Origin of the sequence: Pseudoalteromonas amylolytica (assembly GCF_001854605.1) — a bacterium.
Lineage (GTDB): Bacteria > Pseudomonadota > Gammaproteobacteria > Enterobacterales > Alteromonadaceae > Pseudoalteromonas > Pseudoalteromonas amylolytica.
Genome location: NZ_MKJU01000006.1, coordinates 345,725 through 365,649 on the forward strand (window position 1 = coordinate 345,725; position 19,925 = coordinate 365,649).

Annotated in this window: 17 protein-coding genes; 10 read left to right on the forward strand and 7 right to left on the reverse strand. The window is 42.6% G+C overall.

From position 1 onward, the window contains the following. Positions 1-94 precede the first annotated feature (94 nt). The 5 genes from mpl to trmB are packed head-to-tail and all read left to right on the forward strand — an operon-like array spanning position 95 to position 4,464. The gene (gene mpl / locus BET10_RS03030) at positions 95-1,468 is read left to right on the forward strand and encodes a UDP-N-acetylmuramate:L-alanyl-gamma-D-glutamyl-meso-diaminopimelate ligase (protein WP_070983341.1); all 1,374 of its coding nucleotides are present in this window, start codon (positions 95-97) and stop codon (positions 1,466-1,468) included. A 12-nt stretch (positions 1,469-1,480) separates the two neighbouring features. Further along, on the forward strand, positions 1,481-2,104 hold the full coding sequence (locus tag BET10_RS03035; protein WP_070983342.1) for a flavin prenyltransferase UbiX: 624 nt from the start codon (positions 1,481-1,483) through the stop codon (positions 2,102-2,104). A gap of 1 nt (position 2,105) precedes the next feature. Beyond that, positions 2,106-3,026: an ABC transporter ATP-binding protein gene (locus BET10_RS03040; RefSeq protein ID WP_070983343.1), complete on the forward strand. Its 921-nt coding sequence runs from the start codon at positions 2,106-2,108 to the stop codon at positions 3,024-3,026. A 2-nt stretch (positions 3,027-3,028) separates the two neighbouring features. Then, positions 3,029-3,796: an ABC transporter permease gene (locus BET10_RS03045; protein WP_070983433.1), complete on the forward strand. Its 768-nt coding sequence runs from the start codon at positions 3,029-3,031 to the stop codon at positions 3,794-3,796. Next, on the forward strand, positions 3,796-4,464 hold the full coding sequence (trmB, locus tag BET10_RS03050) for a tRNA (guanine(46)-N(7))-methyltransferase TrmB (RefSeq protein WP_070983344.1): 669 nt from the start codon (positions 3,796-3,798) through the stop codon (positions 4,462-4,464). The genes BET10_RS03045 and trmB overlap by 1 nt, the downstream gene beginning before the upstream one ends. Here the strand turns inward: trmB and BET10_RS03055 are convergent. Then, positions 4,432-6,309, reverse strand: coding sequence for an EAL domain-containing protein (locus BET10_RS03055; protein WP_070983345.1), 1,878 nt, complete (start codon positions 6,307-6,309; stop codon positions 4,432-4,434). The genes trmB and BET10_RS03055 overlap by 33 nt on opposite strands. A gap of 345 nt (positions 6,310-6,654) precedes the next feature. On the opposite strand from BET10_RS03055, the gene panP reads away from it, so the two are divergent. Together panP and BET10_RS03065 are read left to right on the forward strand one after the other, a co-directional pair. After that, complete coding sequence (gene panP, locus BET10_RS03060) at positions 6,655-8,283, forward strand: pyridoxal-dependent aspartate 1-decarboxylase PanP (RefSeq protein WP_070983346.1); 1,629 nt, start codon at positions 6,655-6,657, stop codon at positions 8,281-8,283. Between the two features lie 133 nt (positions 8,284-8,416). Further along, on the forward strand, positions 8,417-9,463 hold the full coding sequence (locus BET10_RS03065) for a sensor domain-containing diguanylate cyclase (RefSeq protein ID WP_070983347.1): 1,047 nt from the start codon (positions 8,417-8,419) through the stop codon (positions 9,461-9,463). A gap of 471 nt (positions 9,464-9,934) precedes the next feature. On the opposite strand, the gene BET10_RS03070 is transcribed toward BET10_RS03065, so the two are convergent. Continuing rightward, on the reverse strand, positions 9,935-10,852 hold the full coding sequence (locus tag BET10_RS03070; RefSeq protein WP_070983348.1) for a fibrinogen-like YCDxxxxGGGW domain-containing protein: 918 nt from the start codon (positions 10,850-10,852) through the stop codon (positions 9,935-9,937). Between the two features lie 615 nt (positions 10,853-11,467). Here BET10_RS03070 and BET10_RS03075 point away from each other — a divergent pair. Next, on the forward strand, positions 11,468-12,574 hold the full coding sequence (locus BET10_RS03075; RefSeq protein ID WP_070983349.1) for a hypothetical protein: 1,107 nt from the start codon (positions 11,468-11,470) through the stop codon (positions 12,572-12,574). 88 nt (positions 12,575-12,662) lie between these two features. Here the strand turns inward: BET10_RS03075 and BET10_RS03080 are convergent, their stop codons facing one another. Further along, a complete protein-coding gene (locus BET10_RS03080; protein WP_240503627.1) occupies positions 12,663-13,463 on the reverse strand; it encodes an alpha/beta hydrolase in 801 nt (266 codons plus the stop codon). A 181-nt stretch (positions 13,464-13,644) separates the two neighbouring features. On the opposite strand from BET10_RS03080, the gene BET10_RS03085 reads away from it, so the two are divergent. Beyond that, positions 13,645-14,028 (forward strand): septal ring lytic transglycosylase RlpA family protein, encoded by a 384-nt coding sequence (locus BET10_RS03085; protein ID WP_070983350.1) that lies wholly within the window; start codon positions 13,645-13,647, stop codon positions 14,026-14,028. 83 nt (positions 14,029-14,111) lie between these two features. Next, positions 14,112-14,648 carry a hypothetical protein gene (locus tag BET10_RS03090; protein ID WP_070983351.1) on the forward strand — a complete coding sequence of 179 codons (537 nt, stop codon included), beginning with the start codon at positions 14,112-14,114 and terminating at the stop codon, positions 14,646-14,648. A gap of 276 nt (positions 14,649-14,924) precedes the next feature. Here the strand turns inward: BET10_RS03090 and BET10_RS03095 are convergent, their stop codons facing one another. From BET10_RS03095 to gorA, 4 genes are all read right to left on the reverse strand, one after another. Next, entirely contained in the window at positions 14,925-15,584 is a 660-nt protein-coding gene (locus BET10_RS03095; protein WP_070983352.1) for a hypothetical protein, read from the reverse strand. 21 nt (positions 15,585-15,605) lie between these two features. Beyond that, on the reverse strand, positions 15,606-16,202 hold the full coding sequence (locus BET10_RS03100) for a hypothetical protein (protein WP_070983353.1): 597 nt from the start codon (positions 16,200-16,202) through the stop codon (positions 15,606-15,608). Then, positions 16,199-17,809, reverse strand: coding sequence for a hypothetical protein (locus BET10_RS03105; protein ID WP_070983354.1), 1,611 nt, complete (start codon positions 17,807-17,809; stop codon positions 16,199-16,201). The genes BET10_RS03100 and BET10_RS03105 overlap by 4 nt, the downstream gene beginning before the upstream one ends. Before the next feature lie 641 nt (positions 17,810-18,450). Then, positions 18,451-19,809 carry a glutathione-disulfide reductase gene (gorA, locus tag BET10_RS03110; RefSeq protein ID WP_070983355.1) on the reverse strand — a complete coding sequence of 453 codons (1,359 nt, stop codon included), beginning with the start codon at positions 19,807-19,809 and terminating at the stop codon, positions 18,451-18,453. Positions 19,810-19,925 lie beyond the last annotated feature (116 nt).

The window sequence follows — 19,925 nt, forward strand, 5'->3', positions numbered from 1 at the left end:
TTTGCTCGGCCAAAATTGGTTTATTGCGTGTAAATTTGGCATAGTAGCACCCTGCCAATGGCGGTATAAATATTAGAAAAGGCAAATTATTTTCATGGCAAGTCAGCAAACTAAGCAACAGCACATACATATTTTAGGGATCTGCGGCACCTTTATGGGCGGCATTGCGGCCATTGCGCAGGCGTTAGGGTTTAGAGTGACCGGCTCAGATCAAAATGTGTATCCGCCGATGAGTACGCAACTAGAATCGTTAGGCATTGAGTTGACGACAGGCTATGGCCCAGAGCAGCTAAATCCAGCGCCAGATATGGTGGTGATTGGCAATGCGATGAGCCGTGGCAACCCGTGTGTTGAATATGTGCTTGAACAGCGCATTCCTTATACTTCAGGCCCCGAATGGCTCAAACACAATTTATTGCAAAACGCTTGGGTGCTTGCGGTGGCGGGCACCCATGGTAAAACCACCACCGCCAGCATGTTGGCTTGGTTGTTAGAATATGCAGGGCTTAGACCGGGGTTTTTAATTGGTGGCATAGTACAAAACTTTGGAGTGTCGGCACGCATCAGCGATACGCCATTTTTTGTGATTGAAGCGGATGAATACGATACGGCGTTCTTTGATAAGCGCAGCAAGTTTGTACACTATTTGCCGCGCACCTTGATTATGAATAACCTTGAGTTTGATCATGCGGATATTTTCCCAGATCTGAATGCCATACAAACGCAATTCCACCACTTATTACGCACTTTACCATCGCAAGGTAAAGCCATTTATCCTGCGGACGATACGCCGTTAAACGAGGTGGTCGCGCGTGGTTTTTGGAGCCAACAAGAAACCCTAAACGGTGATTGGACGTACAAGCTCCTACAACATGATGGTTCGCAATTTGAGGTATACCTTGAGGGTGAATTAGCAGGGGTGGTGAATTGGTCGGCCATTGGCGAGCACAACGTTAAAAATGCCATGATGGCGATTGCGGCCGCACGTCATGTGGGTATTCCTGTATCCGTAAGCATTGACGCACTGAGTGAGTTTAAATCGCCTAAACGCCGTATGGAGCTATTAGGTGAGGTAGGCGGTGTACGTGTTTATGATGATTTTGCACATCATCCCACAGCCATTAAAACCACGTTGGCGGGGTTAAAAGCCAGTGTGGGCGATGAGCCTGTAATCGCAATTTTAGAACCGCGTTCAAACACCATGAAAATGGGCGTGCATCAAAGCACCTTACTGGATTCGCTAACGCAGGCCGATGAAGCCTACCTGTTTGAACCGCAAGGGTTAGGCTGGTCACTACGTGAGCAGGCACAAAAAGCGGCTCGCCAGTGTAGCGATAATATTGACGATATTATTGCTCAGGTATGTGAACGTGCGCAGTCAGGTCAGCATATTTTGATCATGAGTAACGGTGGCTTTGACGGCTTGCATCAAAAGTTACTCAAGGCGCTTGAGCAAAAATTTAACTAAGTAGGTACTAATGTGAGCGAGTTTAAACCAGCCATTACCTTGGCATTTAGCGGTGCATCGGGTGCACCCTACGGGCTACGTTTGTTGGAAGTACTCGTAGCGATGAATTATCAGGTGTTTGTGCTTATCTCCAGTGCTGCACGGGTGGTGTTAGACACGGAGTCGGGTATCAAACTTTCGGGTAACGAGCAAAAAGCGACCGAGCAGTTAACTGAGCTGTATAAAGCACAGGGCGAGCAAATCAAAGTATTTGGAAAAGACAACTGGTTTAGCCCCGTTGCTTCTGGCTCGGCTGCGCCGAAAAAAATGGTGGTGTGCCCGTGTAGTGCTGGGTCGGTTTCGGCCATTGCCATGGGCGCGTCAGACAACTTGTTAGAGCGCGCCGCCGATGTGGTGATAAAAGAGCGCGGGCAACTGATCTTGGTCCCCAGAGAAACCCCATTTAGCTCGATTCACCTTGAAAATATGCTCAAGCTCAGCCAGCTTGGCGTCACCATTATGCCTGCGGCCCCAGGGTTTTATCATCAACCCGAGTCGATTCAAGATTTAGTCGATTTTATGGTGGCCCGTATTTTAGATCATTTAAATATCGAACATACCCTAACCAAGCGTTGGGGTTATGGAGAACAACATTAATATGACGATAGCACTGAATATCAAAGGCTTGAAAAAAGTCTATAAAAACGGCGTTGAGGCCGTAAAAGGCATTGACTTGCAAGTAGAGCAGGGCGACTTTTTTGCGCTGCTTGGCCCCAATGGCGCGGGTAAATCAACCACCATCGGGGTTATTGCGTCATTGGTGAATAAAACCGAGGGGCAGGTTGAAGTGTTTGGTCACAGCATTGATACCGCTTTGGAAGACGCCAAGTCGGAGCTTGGCCTTGTGCCACAAGAGTTTAACTTCGGTCAATTTGAAACGCTTAATCAGATCTTGGTCAATCAGGCGGGGTACTATGGTGTGCCACGCGCTTTGGCCCACGAGCGTGCTGAAAAGTACCTCAAACAGCTTGGTTTATTTGATAAAAAAGACAAGCAGGCACGTACCCTATCGGGCGGTATGAAGCGTCGTTTGATGATTGCCAGAGCGCTGATGCACGAGCCAAAGTTGCTCATTTTAGATGAGCCAACCGCTGGGGTAGACATTGAACTGCGTCGTTCAATGTGGGACTTTTTACGCCAGATAAACAAGCAAGGCGTCACCATTATTTTGACCACGCACTACCTTGAAGAAGCCGAGTTGTTGTGTAAAAACATCGCCATTATTGATAAAGGCACCATTGTTGAAAACACCACCATCAAAGCCTTGCTGGCCAAATTAGACAAAGAAACCTTTGTACTGGATTTAAAAGCGCCTATTCAACCAGTTTCCCTTACAGGTTATCAATTCACCATGGTGGACGACCACACGCTTGAGGTAGAAGTGGCTAAATCTCAAGGGCTTAATGAGGTATTTACACAACTAAGTGCGCAAGGCAATACGGTATTGAGTATGCGTAACAAGGCCAATCGTTTGGAAGAGTTGTTTGTTGGATTATTAGAACAGGGGCGCACAGCATGAATATCACCCGCTACGGTGTTGCACTAAAAAGTATCTGGATCAAAGAATGTATTCGCTTTTTGCGCATTTGGGTGCAAACCCTAGTGCCGCCAGCCATCACCATGACCTTGTATTTTGTGATTTTTGGCAGTTTGATAGGCTCCAGAATCGGCGAAATGGGTGGCTTTAGTTACATGGAGTTTATTGTGCCGGGTCTTATTATGATGTCGGTGATCACCAACTCCTATTCCAACGTGGCTTCAAGTTTTTATTCCACTAAATTTCAAAAGAGTATTGAAGAGTTATTGGTTGCGCCTGTACCTAACTACATCATTGTGTTGGGATATATCGGCGGTGGTATGGCCCGTGGCATGTTAGTGGGCTTGATAGTTACCTTGGTATCGCTATTTTTTGTTGATATTCAAATTCATAACCTAGCGGTGATCATCGCAACGGTGATTTTAACCTCCGCAGTGTTTGCTTTGGGCGGCTTGATCAACGCCGTGTACGCTAACAGTTTTGATGACATCAGTATTATCCCCACATTTGTGTTAACACCGTTGACCTATCTTGGTGGTGTGTTCTACTCAATCACCTTGTTGCCAGAGTTTTGGCAGGGCGTTTCTCAGGTTAATCCCATTATTTATATGGTTAATGCCTTCAGATATGGCTTTTTAGGGGTATCTGATGTGAACATTTACACGTCATTTGCGGTATTATTCGCGTTTATTTCTGGATTATTTATTCTGGCGTTGAGTTTGATCCGCCGGGGAGTAGGGTTACGTCACTGATGAGTGAAGCAAATTCAAGAAGCATTGTTTCAAACCAGCCCAGCTTGCACGACAAGCTGGACGAAATAGTCACTAAGCATTTAAAGGCTGAATTTAAAAAGCCTGTAGCACAACATACGCAACGCGCCTTTGACGAAGTTAATGCGCGCGTTCAGGCATTTAATGGTCCGATTATCTTAGATTCCTGTTGTGGCGTGGGAGAAAGCACCGCCAATCTTGCAAAGCTACATCCAAACGCTTTGGTGATTGGTATTGATAAGTCGTCACATCGCCTTGAAAAACATGATGTTGAGTACAAGCAAACGGATGCGGGGCAATATGTGCTGGTACAGGCGGATCTCAATGATTTTTGGCGTTTAGCGGTGGCTGCCAATTGGCAACCAACACACCATTATTTGTTGTATCCAAACCCTTGGCCAAAGGCTAAACATATCCAACGTCGTTGGCATGGAGCGGCAGTGTTCCCATTTATTGTTAAGCTTGGCGGTTTGCTTGAGGTGCGCAGCAACTGGGATATTTACGTAAAGGAGTTTGCCCGCGCGCTGCAATTAGCTGGACACCCAACGCCGGTAGAGCCATATCACAGTGATATGGCTATTACACCGTTTGAGCGTAAATATTGGGCCAGCGGCCAATCAAGCACGCGCTTGGTTGTTAAGCTGCCGTAATTTATTACAAACATGTGGGGCCGCTCTTGCAATGTAGGGGCCCTCAACCAAATCAACGCCAGCTTCGCTCAGCCGAGCATATTGCTGTTCAGACTCAACCCCCGCAACCAACAATAGAATGTGCTTATCGCCACAGAGCTTGGCTATGTTTTGTATAAATTCAAACACCTGCTCATCCTCGGCGATGTAAGTGGTGAGCGCCTCATCAAGCAATAACATGTCGATATTGAGTTTCATTACGCGACTGACCGTGAGTAAACCGCTACTGACTGCATTGATAGACACTTTTACGCCCTTACTTTTGAGTACATTGATACACACCGCCATGGCATTAAAGTTATCTAGTACATCTTTTTCATCAAGCTCAAAGGTAATGAGCTGCGGTTGTGGGTAGCGACGCAATTCCTGATCGATAAAATCAAGCAACTGTGGGTCGGTGGCGTCTTGAAAGCTGAGTTTGATGCTCCAAGCCGAGGTGGTTTTTCTAAAGTGGGTAATACACTGGGTAAAAATGCTGCGCGTGAGTTTACTTTGCAGCCGAGACTGACGCACCACTTCACTAAAACTCTCGGTTTTTAGTATGGCGCCTTGCTCGGTGATGATCCGAGCGCTACAGCCATGTTGCAAGATCTGCTCGGTTTTAGGGTTAACTCTAGGGGTGAAGTACGTAGCGATACGCTCGCTGTCAAAAGCATCTTGCAGAATATTGGCAATCGCGAGGTGGTTTTTTTGTTTTAGCCTCGCATCTTGGCTATCGACACTGAATAGGCAGACTGTCTGCTGGGTTTGTTTGGCTTGTCGACAAGCAATAGAGGCGTTTTCTAGTAATAAAGATTTATTGCCCGAGGCTATTCCAGCATGTAGCTGAATGTATAAATGAGGATTGGTCAGCACTGGGCTGGACTTTGGAAAATCGGCTATCAGTTGACTCAAATAGGCTTCTCCATCTTTGATATTGCTCATAATAACCAGTTTTGACGTCGCCAGGCGGTATACCTGATGAGGGTGAGTAAAACGCTTAAAGTAAGTCATCACTTTTTGTAGAGCCAGATCGCCGACTTGAGTGCCATAAAAGCCAATGATGTCTTCTAGCTCATCAACCGTCACAATTGCCAATGCTAGATGCTGGTCTTGTTTTTTACTGAGATCGCGTTCGAGTGCGACACGATTCGCAAACCCCGTGCGCGGGTCGGTACTCATTGACTTGCGATATAACTGCAAATATAAAGCCGCAACCAGCACGGCAATAAAGAAGAAAAAACTCGCGGTGAGGGTGGCTTTAGTCACACTTTCTTGCAGCAGTGCATCGACTTTACCAATCGTTATATCCGCACCAGTAATATACGGCGTACCGTCTGGTGCAATATACGGGATAAAGATACTCTTAAAATGCCCCCATTGATCTTTAGATACCTCAAACACAGGTTCAGTGGAGCGAAAGGCGGCCTTATTGATGGCGGTGGCTTCTTCGTAGCGATCCAGAAACTGAGTGAGTCTGTTTTGCCTGAGGTCGCTCTTGGTATAGCTAGATGCAGTAAAGTAAACATCGGGAGCTCGATAGATCATGGTGTATACATATTCCACGCCTACCGCTTGAGCAAGCGCGGTCAACTGAGCACTTTTTTGCTGGTACTCATGTGGGGACACAGAACTGAGTTGGGTGTGGTAATCGTCTCCTATAATCAGCTGTGCACTTTTGGCTGCGTGCAACAGTTGTTTATCGATGTTATCCATAATGGCTTGGCGGGTAGATTGGTATGTGTAAGCCACGTAGCCAATTAAACTGGAGATAAATAGCAAAAACCCAACCAAAGACCACGTCATCGCAGAAGTCTTCCTGTACATAATGATCCTTATCTGTATGTTCCAAAGAAGTAAACTTTGCCTTTATGTAGCCTCAGAGTTTACCAACAGAATATTTGGATACAAGTCTAGACTGCTTTTAAATATATGAATAGTGTGAAGTTTTGTAACAGTGATTAGACGTAAAAACAAGGCTGTTATGGTGGTCTAAAATTCAAAGAACTGTCGTTATGACAACATCAAAATGTCATATCAAACAGGGTCAAGTTAAGACTTTTCGCTATACAATAGGAGACATTGTGGCTAACTTACAGTAAAGTTAGCCATTTCGTAATAACAAGCTGGTGGGACACTTTGCCGTGGCCCATAAAAACATTGGGTAATGTAATGGGTCCAAAGCGTTGTGCTGTCGCTTCTGAAGAAAGTTTGATGCGTATTTTTACGGTGCCAGAAGCGCCTGACTCCACTCTAAGTAAGATAGAGTTAGAGATCTCAAATAATCTTGCGGGTTTCTTAAATGAGAATATCGCCGCGATTGAAAAGCCTTTGCATGAAATTGAAAAGGACTTTCAATCGGCTGTGATCCCTGAAGAGCCCATGTTTGTGTCGGATTACGCGCAAGACATCATGGAGCAGCTTGTTGCTCACTCGGTGCATACCGCAGCCCCAAGCTTCATTGGTCACATGACCTCAGCATTGCCACACTTTGTGTTGCCACTGTCAAAATTGATGGTGGGTTTAAACCAGAACCTAGTTAAAATAGAAACCTCCAAAGCGTTCACGCCGCTAGAGCGACAAGTATTGGGCATGATGCACCATTTGGCTTATGGCGCGTCAGACAAGTTTTATGACAAGTGGATGCACAGCGCGAGCACCTCTTTGGGCGCGTTTTGCTCAGGGGGCACCATTGCCAACATTACCGCGTTGTGGATAGCTCGAAACCGTCTGTTAAAAGCCGATGGGCAGTTTAAAGGCATTGCCGCGCAAGGTGTCGTGGCAGCGATGCTACATTACGGTTACAAAGGATTGGCGGTGCTGGTTTCTGAACGTGGTCACTACTCTTTGGGTAAAGCTGCTGATGTGTTGGGGCTAGGACGAGACAATTTCATTGCCATTGAAACGGATGCCAACAACAAGGTTGATGTGAATGAAATGCGTGAACAGGCTTTAGCACTAGAAGCGCAGGGCATTAAAGTGATGGCGTTGGTGGGAGTGGCTGGCACCACTGAAACCGGCAATATCGATCCCCTCAATGAGATGGCTGATTTGAGTGAAGAGCTTGGCTGTCACTTTCATGTTGATGCCGCTTGGGGTGGCGCTACTTTATTATCTAGTAACAACAGAAAGTTATTGGATGGCATTGAGCGCGCTGATTCAATCACTATTGATGCGCACAAACAAATGTACGTACCGATGGGCGCGGGCTTAGTGTTGTTTAAAGACCCTGCTGCCTCTGATGCGATTGAACACCACGCCGAATACATTCTTCGTAAAGGCTCGAAAGACTTAGGCAGTCACACATTAGAAGGCAGTCGCCCTGGTATGGCGATGTTGGTACATGCTTGCCTACGTGTAATTGGCCGCAAAGGCTATGAAATGTTGATTGATAAAGGCATTGAAAAAGCGAAGTATTTTGCCCAGTTAATCAAACAAGACCCAGATTTTGAGCTGATCTCAGAGCCAGAGTTATGCTTGTTGACCTACCGTTATGTACCGACGCAAATTCGTGATGCCATTGCCAAAGCGGACGAACAAGAGCGCATTGATATCTACGCGGCGCTCAATCGTTTTACCGCCAGTATGCAAAAGCGTCAGCGTGAAGCGGGGATCTCGTTTGTATCGCGTACACGTTTAACACCAGAGCAGTATGACCATCAACCGACCGTGGTATTTCGTGTGGTACTTGCTAATCCTTTGACATCACATAGTATTTTACAAAATATTTTAGAAGAGCAAAAACAGTTGGCCAAAACAGACCCGGTATTTAAAAAATACTTGGCAAAATATATGCAGTAAGCTATTCGTATCGTAGTTCACCTTTAAAATAATTGTGTATAAATGCTTACCCATTTGTTTGCTGTTTAGGTATTATGATCATAAGTGAGCAAGGCTCATAGACATCAAATGACTTACATATAAATGGCTTACTATGTTTATTGATCTCAGTGAAGTAACTCAACGTTTAAGGCGCATGAGTTCTGAAGAGTTAGATGTATCGGGTAGTTATCAAAGTTTTTTACTGGATTTGATCCGAGAAGGCAAAGAAACCTTAGTGGTTGATCAAGTTTCAGTATGGCTTTTTGATGATATTTCTGACCCTAAAAAGCTGATCAATGTAGCCAATACCCAGTGGGATAACGACCTTAACGCAGATGATTATCCCGTTCTGCTGTGTGAGCAATACCCTAATTATTTCAAGGCCATCACCACGGGCATTTCCATAGACGCCCATGATGCCGTCACAGACCCGCGCACAGCTGAGTTTAAAAACAATTACCTGCTTCCTAACCACATCACTACCATGCTTGATACCACCATATTTAAAAACGGTACTCCACATGGGGTTGTGTGTTTTGAAGGCCGTGGGCCTTTGAGGCAGTGGCAAAGTGCAGAGATAGCTTATGCTGAGATGGTGGCTGATTGTTGTAGCCGTCGGCTTTTGGTCAATGAACTGTGGACCTTGCAACAACAACTGACCAAATTGGCTTTTCAAGATGCGCTGACCGGCCTAAAAAACCGTCGCTATCTGATGGATAGTGCACATCGAGAGATCAGCCGTCATATTCGCGCATCAGAGCCACTGAGCGTGGTGATGCTAGACATAGATCATTTTAAGCGTATCAACGACAGCTACGGCCATGAAATTGGTGATGTGGTATTAAAAGAGTTCGCCCAGTGCTGCCTGCAAGCCTTGCGAGCGGAAGACAGCTTGTGTCGCTTAGGCGGTGAAGAATTTATTGTGTTACTGCCCAGTACATCGGTGGCTGGCGCACAAGAGGTTGCTGAACGACTGCGCATAAGTGTAGAAAAAAATATCATTGAAACGGCACACCACTACATTCAAGTCACCGTCAGCTGTGGGGTCGCCAATGTCGCGTTAGACAAGCCTTTTAGCTACTCACTTAAACAGGTTGATCACGCGGTGTATGACGCCAAAGCGCAAGGGCGAAATCGGGTGGCATGTTCTAACTCATAGGCTTAAGGGCCCCTTATTAGGCTTGCTGTTACAAACATCAAAAAACCACCAAAGGCATGCTATTTTCACCTCATTAATGAGAGGGAGGCGTTTATGATGAACATAAAACAAGCTAGCATGCAGCAGCAAACTGAGCCGCAGATCTTTGTCACACAGTGAGCACCGAAATGTGACCAAGCCCCTAAAACGCACACGCTATTCAAAAGCGTTTAATAGATATTATTTATCGAAGAAAATGCCTTAGATGCTTGATTGGATAACGCGTATAATAAATAAAATGAAGCACACTTCTGTGTGTTTGGGTTTACTCAGTCGAGGAGCATGAAAAGCAATATTAGCACGCTGAGAAATAGCGAGAATATTAGTGTCGAGTAAGAGCGCTAATAAACCAAGGTTAAATAACGCTCTTTAGAGCTTGAAATTCAGTCTTTAATTGATGTAATACCAAACACTAAATTTTGACTGAGTAGACTAACGCATCCAAAGCAACGCCCAGTTGGTACCGTTAGGTTCCTGGCCACTGATACAACGAGCCGAACCAGGAGAGCCTGATGAATAAGTACCACGCGCGGCCCAGCAATAAGCACCATTAATATCATTTTGCCAGCCAACAAATGAGTCTGTATTCGGATAATTAACATATTGTGGTTGCGTACAGCCTTGATATTGTGAGGTCGGATCTGTATACACCTTTTGGCAGGTTGGTTTGTCTGAGCGAGTCGGCATAGCAGCAACTTTTTCTTGATGCGCCCATGATGTTCTCACTTTTTGTAAGTCATATGTTGAGAAGCTAATACCGTATACAGAGCGGCCATCAGCGCAGTTGTCAGTTGAACAAGATACGGTTTCTTTTACGTCGAAAAAGCGTTCCAAACTTCCTTTATACATTGATAAAGTCGCTGGGTTTGTATCGGTTAATTCTAACGTAGAAGAATAGTCGTTCAATGTTTTGGCTGTTCCGCCAGCGACATTCTTAGGGAATGTACCGACGAGTGTCCAACCGCCGCCGTCTCTGGTCATATCGCAGTAAGCAGAATAGGGCTGTTGATCATCGCCCATTAACTGATAAACGCCATCACCAATACTTGCGCCCGCAGCTAAAATCTCGCGGCAGGTATAAAATTCAGCATTACCTTCCGGCGTAAGTTTCCAGTCGCCTTTAGCCCCCGTGTTGGAAAACCAAGTGCCTGTATAAGAAGTGCCATTAAACACCCCTACAAAATACTGAAGGTCGCCAGTCGTCGCATTGTTTATTTGAAAGTGGATTAGTTGATCGTCTTTGCTGGTGCTACCAGCTAATACATTAGCGCTTGCAATAGCCGCAAATAGAACTTCGTTGCCGTTGAAATCGTAAGTTAGTTGAGTTGGGGAAGCTATTTGTCCGTCCAAGATATTATCAAGTTGGATATGTTGGGTGCCTGCTAGATTCGTTGTGGCGGCATAAGTAGGGCCAGAAACCAGTACAGAGATTAAAGCGATGTTTTTTGACTTTCATTGTCTCACCTAAGTGTATTTTGAGTTTTGTGAAATATAAATGGACTTCTTATCGATGTATAAGCTTAATGTAAATTGGACAGTTGAAATATGCAAAAATAACTAACTTTCAATGAAAATATAAATTATCGTAAATACCCCTTGGTATGTTGTGGGCAGTGACAAAGACTTCCTAGTATTAGAATGCAAATGTTTTAATGGTAACTAAATTATTCTGCTGGTGGGAAATGCAAGGTGCTATTTATTGGTGAACAACCTGGTCAATAAACTAGGTTTATTTGTTTGATTCTTAGTTTCCCTGAGCGGCATTCGGAGGTGTTAATAAAAACTAAAGGTAAGTAATAATAAAAAGTGGTTACTTTTCTTATGCTTAATGACACATTGGTAGTCGTAAGTACAGTGCCAGATGAGTTTGTCACATATCCATGTTGTGCTATGGTCTATACTCGATGCTTTGGTGAATCATAAAAGAGCCCGCTTAAACGATAAGCGCCTCAGCAAGGATTGAACATGTACTCGTATCACACAAAAGCAAAACGGCGTGTTTTGAGCGCAGCAATATCAAACGAAAAACACCACATCCGACAATCCCCAAACCTCACCGATAATAGACCACCAGTTCAACCGCAAATAATGCATCAAAGTGGGCTGCCCATTCAGTTGGCGGAAGCAAAGTCTACTGAATTTCCTAAAGTGACAGGTGATAGTAACCTCATTAGGTTATTTGATCAGTTAATGAAAAGCCCTCTGTTTGCCCATGATGTAAATGAGTTTTTGAGGCCTGTTAGCATGGAAGGTCTTAGGTTAGAAAAGGATGATGGGTCGAGTCGCTACCATAGAGGCAAGCACGTTGACACCATTTATATCAGACGTAATTTACGCGGTGAAAAAACCAAAGAACAACTGGGGTTTGAGTTACACAATGCAATTTCATCGAATAGTAAAATCACGGCCAAAACTGTCATTGACAACGGACTTGATAATGACAATGTTAAAGATATAAAAACATGTCGATTAATGGAGTTTATTGAATGGCTCAATTTGATTCGCTATACGGTTAAGTATGAACAAGATGGCAAAAAAATGGGGTTTAGACATCAGCCTTCATTACTCGAAGATATTGAACGTCAGTGGCACACCTTTGATACTTATCTGGTTGAACAAATCAAAAATGGACACACACAGAGGTATGTTAGGCATCACACTTTGCATAGCGAAAGGTTTCAGGGTCAAGAGATAGATACTGATAGCAGGGATGTAGCATATTATCGCACTGAGCTTCCTACTTTGTTTATACCTTTGAGCCAAGAAGCACAGCTCTATCAGGATCTGATGGACAAGATAGATCATAACTCAGGTGTAAAACGAAAACTTATTTGGGGCCAAAATACCCAAGGCGAGCAAAAACACTTACTGAAAAAGGCGGGTAACCTCAGAAAAGACAACCTGAGTAAAACGGTAATAAGCAAGATATTAGTCGGAACTGTCGTGATCATTAAAAATAAAAATAAGTCTGGAAATCATTTCTCTACAGGTATCACCAACAGTAAACCCCACTATTGGGTTGAAGTGCCCGGAGGACTACAAGGATGGTTGAATTCGGAATGTTTTGCGTAATCTATAAAGGCGTAATCTTTAAGCAGTGGTTTGTATTGTGTTCTCGGGGGTTATCACCATAGAACACAACACATAACAATGGCAGTGACTAAATCTTCTGGGCTTGCTGATAATTATGTAGTGCTCTTAAAGCGTTATACAACCCCGCCGGCATGGTGAAATCGTGATCTTCGTTGTCAAATGAGTTCAGGTGTAGACTTAGATCAGTGGAGCGATTTCTTAAGATTGTTTGTGATAAGTCGTCGTATACTTGGCGCATTTCACCGCCTTCACTGCCGATGTTCATATACAAAAAGGTGCCAACATCATCTTCAGAGAGTACATATTTCTTTGCTGCTTGCGCCGTTTCTCTCGCTGCCCACCAAACTGCGGGGCTAAACGCCATATGCGCCTGAAAAAGAGTAGGACGTGTGTGGAAAGTGTGCATCACAAATAAACCCGCGATAGAGTGACCTGCAATCACGTTATGATTTGACGTACGATACTGTGCATTAATCGTCGTCATTAACTCTTTTTGTATGAAATCTAATAGGTTATCAGCGCCACCCCCTGCGCCAACCGGGCCTCTAGGGTCTTTATTAACGGTCGGTGCAAAGTCTCTTAATCGATCCGCGCTGCTAATCCCCACGATAATATGTTCATTCGCGCCTTTAGAGGCATGTAATCTATCTAAAGCCCCATAAACCAACTCACCATTTAAATCTCCATCTAACACGTACATTACTGGGTAGCGCTTGGTTTTATCTGTTTTATATGAAGCGGGTAGTGCAATCGCTATTTTTGGTGTCTCGGTCACAAAGCGAGATTGGGGCACTTCAAGGTTTAGAAAGTTCGAGGCACTCACATTGGCTGAGATAAAAACCAATATGGCAAAAAATAGTTTATGCAAAATTACACATCCTTTTTATGTTGCTGTATCAGCAGTTTATTTTTACTTGTATCACTTAAAGTAACACTCAGCAATTATTTTGGGCTGTAAAACTCAAAGAATAGTGGCCGCTTCATACTAGGTTTACTAAGATTCCACGATGCTATAGTGCGATGATTTATTCAGAAGGAATGACACAGATATGTATGTAAAGTTGTTAGCACTTGCAGCTTCAACTACTTTATTACTTGGTTGCTCTAGTATTGCTATGAAGTCTAAAGAATCCTCAATTGGCTATACGCAGCGAGGAAAAGCCTCATTTTATGCGATGAAATACCAATTTCGTAAAACTGCAAGTGGCGAACGTTTCAATCAATTAGCAAAAACTGCGGCGCACAGAACCCTACCTTTTGGCTCTAAAGTAAGAGTGACGAATGTGAGCAATGGCAAAAGCACGATTGTTAAAGTAAATGATAGGGGGCCATTTATTAAAGGGCGAATTATCGACTTGTCTAGGTCGGCATTCTCCGATATCGCGGATACCAGTGTTGGGGTGATTGAAGTTGAAATAGAGGTGATCAGGTGAATCGAAGGTATTGGTCAGTTCAGGCAAGATTAATCTCAGTCAATTAGATTGGACATTGTTGCTTTTTTTAGTAGGAAAAGATTATGAAATTATTTGCAGTAGTAACACTATCAATTTTAAGTTTGTTTAATCACGCTTCTGCAAGTGCTGAAAGTGACGCATCGGTACTTTATGCCAGTAACGAAACATCGGCAGAACGTGATGAACAAAAAGCGTTAGCAGAGGTGCAAAAAGAAGCCCGCAAAGAGTTAGAAGCGTCTAAGCGAGAGCGCAGAAAAGACTTAGACGAGGCGCAAAGAGAAGCACGTAAAGACAAAGCCGAGCATCAAAGAGAGCGCAGAAAGGAATTAGACGAGGCACAAAGAGAAGCACGTAAAGACAAAGCCGAGCATGAAAGAGAGCGCAGAAAAGACTTAGACGAGGCGCAAAGAGAAGCACGCAAAGATAAAGCGGAACACGAGCGAGAAGTCAGAAAAGATAAGAAAGCGCTCGCAAAGGAGCGCAGAAAAGCTGAAAAAGAAGCTCGAAAAAAAGAAAGAGAGCTTAGAAAAGAAAATCAAAAGCAGTTAAAAGACGAGCGTAAAAAGAAAAAAGAGAAAGAAGAAAAAATAGACGCTTAGTAAAAAATTCCCAGTAGGTTGTGGAATAAAAAGCGCGAGTATAGGTTTATACTCGCGCTTTTTTTGTTTTAAAATTAGGTGACTTAAAGTCGGCATGTTCGGTTACATCGAAATGTTTTATAGCTCTAGAGATAAGCATGGGGAGGCGAATAACATGCCTCCACTGGCTTATGAAAAACTCGAAGAATTCAAATCAAAATCTGTCTAGTAAAAGCTGGGCGATTCAGATTGATATAGGGAAGCCAAAGGCACTCATATCAACAAACATGCACTACCTTAAAACAGCCTATCGGTGAGTACTGTAGCAAGGATAGATGTCACAATACCAACAAGAAATGATGCTGCAACACCTAGCCAAAAAGCTCGGTTTGACGCTGTTTTTGATTGTGTTGTTAGCACTTTAGAGACCGCTTCAAGTTGTTCTTTACTGATAGATTTTACTTGCTTGATTTCATTCACTACATTGTCAATTTCTACTTGTTTTTTGTCAGCTTCATCTTGCAAACTGCGTATAATATTGGCTCTTTGGGTGGTTTCCTCTTTTAATTTGTTAATAAATTCTAATGTAGTAGAAATCTCTTGGTGTATTTGTTTCAAAGTTAAATTTTCGATATTCGATAATATTGAAGTAATGCGGTTTGATTCATATTCAAAATCTCCATGGGTAGCTGCTCCTTGATTGAGAGCTTGGATTGAAGTATGAATAGGTTGTTTTGGTTCTATTTTTTTCAATAGAAAATATGATGAAAGCACTGATATAAAGACAATGGCGAGTAAAGTGAAATTTGCTAAAAATTCTTCATCTTGATTCAGGTCACCACGAAAGACATGATCACCAATAAAAATAGGAGACAAGATCTGGAAAATAATAAACAATGAAATGAAAGATAGTATGTATATTATTATGTATAAAGCTAGTTGTTTAATTGTTTTCATTTTTACTCGTTTAAAATGTTTTTAGTTGTATATTTTATCTGAGATGTATGATATTAAATCTATGAATGGTTCTTTTAAGTTGCTTATTTCAGGGTGGGTTTTTAAAAGTTTTTCTAGGTTTTTTTCCATGCTTTCTTTGAACTCATACTTGTTAAGGCTCTTTTTGGTTTCTATGGCATCAATGATTTCACTGAGAACGATTGTATACTTTGTTTCTTGGTTTTCTGGGATGTTGAATATGTAGCATTTATTCAATCTGGAATCTTGGAATAGTATTGAGGGCCATTGTCGAGAGCTAGGAAAGTCACATCTATTCTTAATTTTCTTTAATGAGTTATACAACTCGAGGCTTGAATTTGGAGAGATAACAACAAATGCACTATTTTCACCAATGACCCTAGAGAAAGTACGGAAGTTTTTCTCTAACTTTTTTGTAGGGCTAGAGTGAGTAAATAAATAGGTTATGGTATCGAAATCACCAACGTTATCAGGGGTTTTTATATATAAATAAGAAAGCTTCTCTACGGTTTTGGTTTCAACAAGGTTGCTTTTAGTACATGCGCATAATAGTAATATAAGACTAATTATTAAAAGCTTAATGGCTCGAACCCATATCATTTAAAAAGCTCCTTGATCATATTATTATAATTTTCTCGTGCTCTTTTGAGCGACTTGTTTCGGTTTGAGTGAGATGAATAAATCTTATCATATGAATGCATTTTTTGGAGCAAGTCATTAGACATTTCAAGATATATAGGTGCCAGTTTTGAGTTAGTCTCTTTGAGCCTTTCCTCTTGTGTTTGTGTTAGTGATTTTATAGATGATGCACTATAGCCTGTAATCATACTTCCTCGATTTACAAGCAGGTCCAACCCAAAATATAGCCCTGAATACTCTGATAGTAGGTTGCTTAAAGAGTTGCAAGCATTTACTCGGTTATTTCCCGCATCAAGAGATGCTAACAAACCACAATAAGAATTTGCCTTATCCAGTGTTAAGTGATTTGTTAGTATGACTAGCTTATCAGCTAAGACTTCTTCAAGGGCTTGATTGGTCATTTTTTCGAGAGCTTTTTCGATAACAGCACTTCTTACAATATCTTGCACGTTAGTACGCGAGCGTGAACTGAAGGTTTGTTTACCCAGTGCATCTTCATAAGTTAGTCCTTCAAGTGATGGTAGACCACTATATTCGTATTCCAGTACTATGTTGTTAATTATGTGCACAACCTCATGTTTCAAAACAGACTCCGCAGCCTCTTTACTTAAGCTATCTAGCCACTCCACATCAACAAATATATTTGCGTATGAATCGGCACTTGCCTTTGGCTCTTCATGAGTAGCAGGAAAAACTTGGAGATTGGTTATAGCCCAATCAGTTAGCATCATTCTATTGAGTATTACCTGCGAGCGAAATGTGAGGTTTTCATTGTTATGGAAACGGGCATGGAGACGAGCGTTTTCTCTAGGAGGGGTGATCAACCTAATAAAACTTTCACTTTGATATGCTTCATAAGCAATGTCGTTTCCAATCAAGTAATTGATGTTACTTAAGTCTGCTGCGAGAATAATTCCCTCAAGAATTTGTTTTTTCTTTAAGTATGTTGTTGCGATTGATTTGGCTAATTTGGATAGCTCATTAACTTCTCTTTTTCCTTCAATTGCTTGTGATTTGTACTTGGAAATATCATTCAAGACACTTCCTGTAAATGATGAAAAGCGATTTTTACTCATACAGGTCATATCTAATTTTGAAGGAAACCTTCCACACCTATAAGTATTATCAATAAGAACAAAAATTAATGAATTACATTCACTTAATTTAGATCTAGATGCATATCCATTATCTTTCTTACAATAAAACTGTGCAGTATCCAAAGGTGCTTTACCTTTTATTGTGGTATTTATAGCGATAAGTTTATTTGGGTAAAGGTAATTAATGTGTGGGTCTATTTCTATATGAATGCTGTCACTTTTATCTTGGTATTTTCCAATTGGTTTGTCTATAAACCTAGATTTTGTACTTGCTGAGTAAATGTTGCCATCTTTTAAGTAAAAATATAGCACTTCTTTGGTGTTTTTTTTTGTTGTTACTCCAAGTAAATAATCATCATAACTTTTTGGGTTTATGTTTGGAGTGAAATTTCTAGTGTTGCAGCCACATAATAGAATGATTGCAATTAATGTTATTGATAATTTGTAATTTTCAAAAAAATTAAAGTGCATATTAACTTTCCCTATTTTTAATATTTATACCTTAGCTCTAGAACCAAGTCGAGCTACCCCGTCGTGGCATGTCAATTTAAGCGGCGTAGAACCAGAAGATACCATAATAGCTCTATTACTTGCATACTTTGACTTATAAGTCTGATGGAGCAATTTTATTGGTCTTTTCAGCCAAGGTGTATTCGTAAACAATCAGCTGAAAATTGCTTTGCTGCTAATATGCTCGCACAAACTCACCAAAATCATTTGAAAACGATGGTTGGTAAGTCGTAGAGTGCTATCCTTGCCAATGCATTGCAAGCCCTTCATAGATGTGTAGTGATATACGCATTCTTGCTGCGGCATGCTTATAAGCATCTTTTAGCTTATTATTGCCAATTTGTTTAGGTTTTTTTTAAACCAGAGGTGGTAAGACAAGCTCCAGTATATTTTTGATCTTTTGCTAGGCGTAGTGATGTAGTTGTTTTTCTAAAAGGAACTGGGTGAAGTCTTGAGTATCGTTGGACGGTGCCGCTTCGCATCTTATCCAACCTACCGGCAGATAGCTTGAATTTGAGGTGTAGGGTGAACATAAAAAACGCGAGGGTATTAATACACTCGCGTTTTAGGTTTCTCATTGAATAGATATAATAATCAATAAATTACCTCATAGTAACAAACTCTTCAGAGCCTGTTGGGTGTATTGCTACCACTGAGTCAAAGTCGGCTTTGGTGGCGCCCATTTTCATGGCGACGCCGAAGCCTTGGATCATTTCATCGACCGCAAAACCGATGCCGTGTAGGCCGACGACGGTTTCTTCTTCACCGGCACATACCAATTTCATTTTGCATGGCTGGCGGTGTGCTGTGACGGCGGTGTACATGGCGGCAAAGGTTGAGGTGTATACCTTTATGTTGTCTTCACCGTACTTTTCAATCGCTTGTGGTTCGGTTAAGCCGATGGTGCCAATGGGCGGGTGGCTGAATACCACGGTTGGGACTAAGTTGTAGTCCATCTTGGCGTCGGGCAGTTCTGGGTTGAATAGACGCTCCGCCAGCATACGGCCTGCTTTAACTGCGACAGGGGTTAGTTCAATACCACCTTCCATAATATCACCTAGTGCATAAATGCCTTTGACAGAGGTGTTTTGATATTCATCAACTTTAATAAAGCCACGTTCGTTGGTTTGTACATCGGTTGCTTGTAGGTTGATAAGGTCGGTGACAGGTTCGCGACCGATAGCCCAGATCACTTGATCAAAGGTGTGTGATTGGCCATTTTCAAGGTGTAATGTTACCGAACCGTCAGCTTCTTTGGTCAAGGCTTTGGGTGTGGCATGGGTGTGTAGTGTTGGGCCTTCTTTTTCCATCACTTCGGTGAGGGTTTCAACAAGGATTGGGTCAAAGCTGCGCAGTGGTGCGTGTTTACGCACAAATAAATGGGTTTCAGTGCCTAGGCTGTTTAACACACCCGCAAGTTCAACGGCGATGTAACCCGCGCCTATTACCGCTACGCGACGAGGCTGCTCGTTTAACTCAAAGAAACCGTTTGAATCAATACCATGCTCGGCACCAGGAATCTCAGGAATAGAAGGACGACCACCTACCGCAATACTGATGTGATCGGCGCTGTAGTGCTCGCCGTTGACTTCTATGGTGTGATTGTCAACAAACTTGGCAAAGCCATTGATCACGGTAACGCCATTTTTGGCAAGGTAGCCTTCATATCCTTTGTGGATGCGGCCAATATATTCTTCTCGGCTTTTGACCAAGCGCGCCCAATCAAAGTTTTTTAGCTCAACATCAAAACCATAATCTGGCGCGTATAGTTTGATGGCTTCGGCGACTTGCGCACCATGCCACATCACCTTTTTAGGTACACACCCTACGTTTACACAAGTGCCACCCATATGCTTTGCTTCAATTAATGCAACTTTGGCGCCGCGCATTGCTGCACGGTTAGCTGATGCAATACCACCACTACCACCACCAATGGCAATATAATCAAAATGTTGAGCCATAGCTTACCCTTTATTCTTAAAAAATTGTTCTACGCTTAGTGTATCAAGACCTCAAAACGTAGGAAAAAATAACAGTCTAACTTGTAATTGCGGCATTTGCCCCAATTTCAACCCAA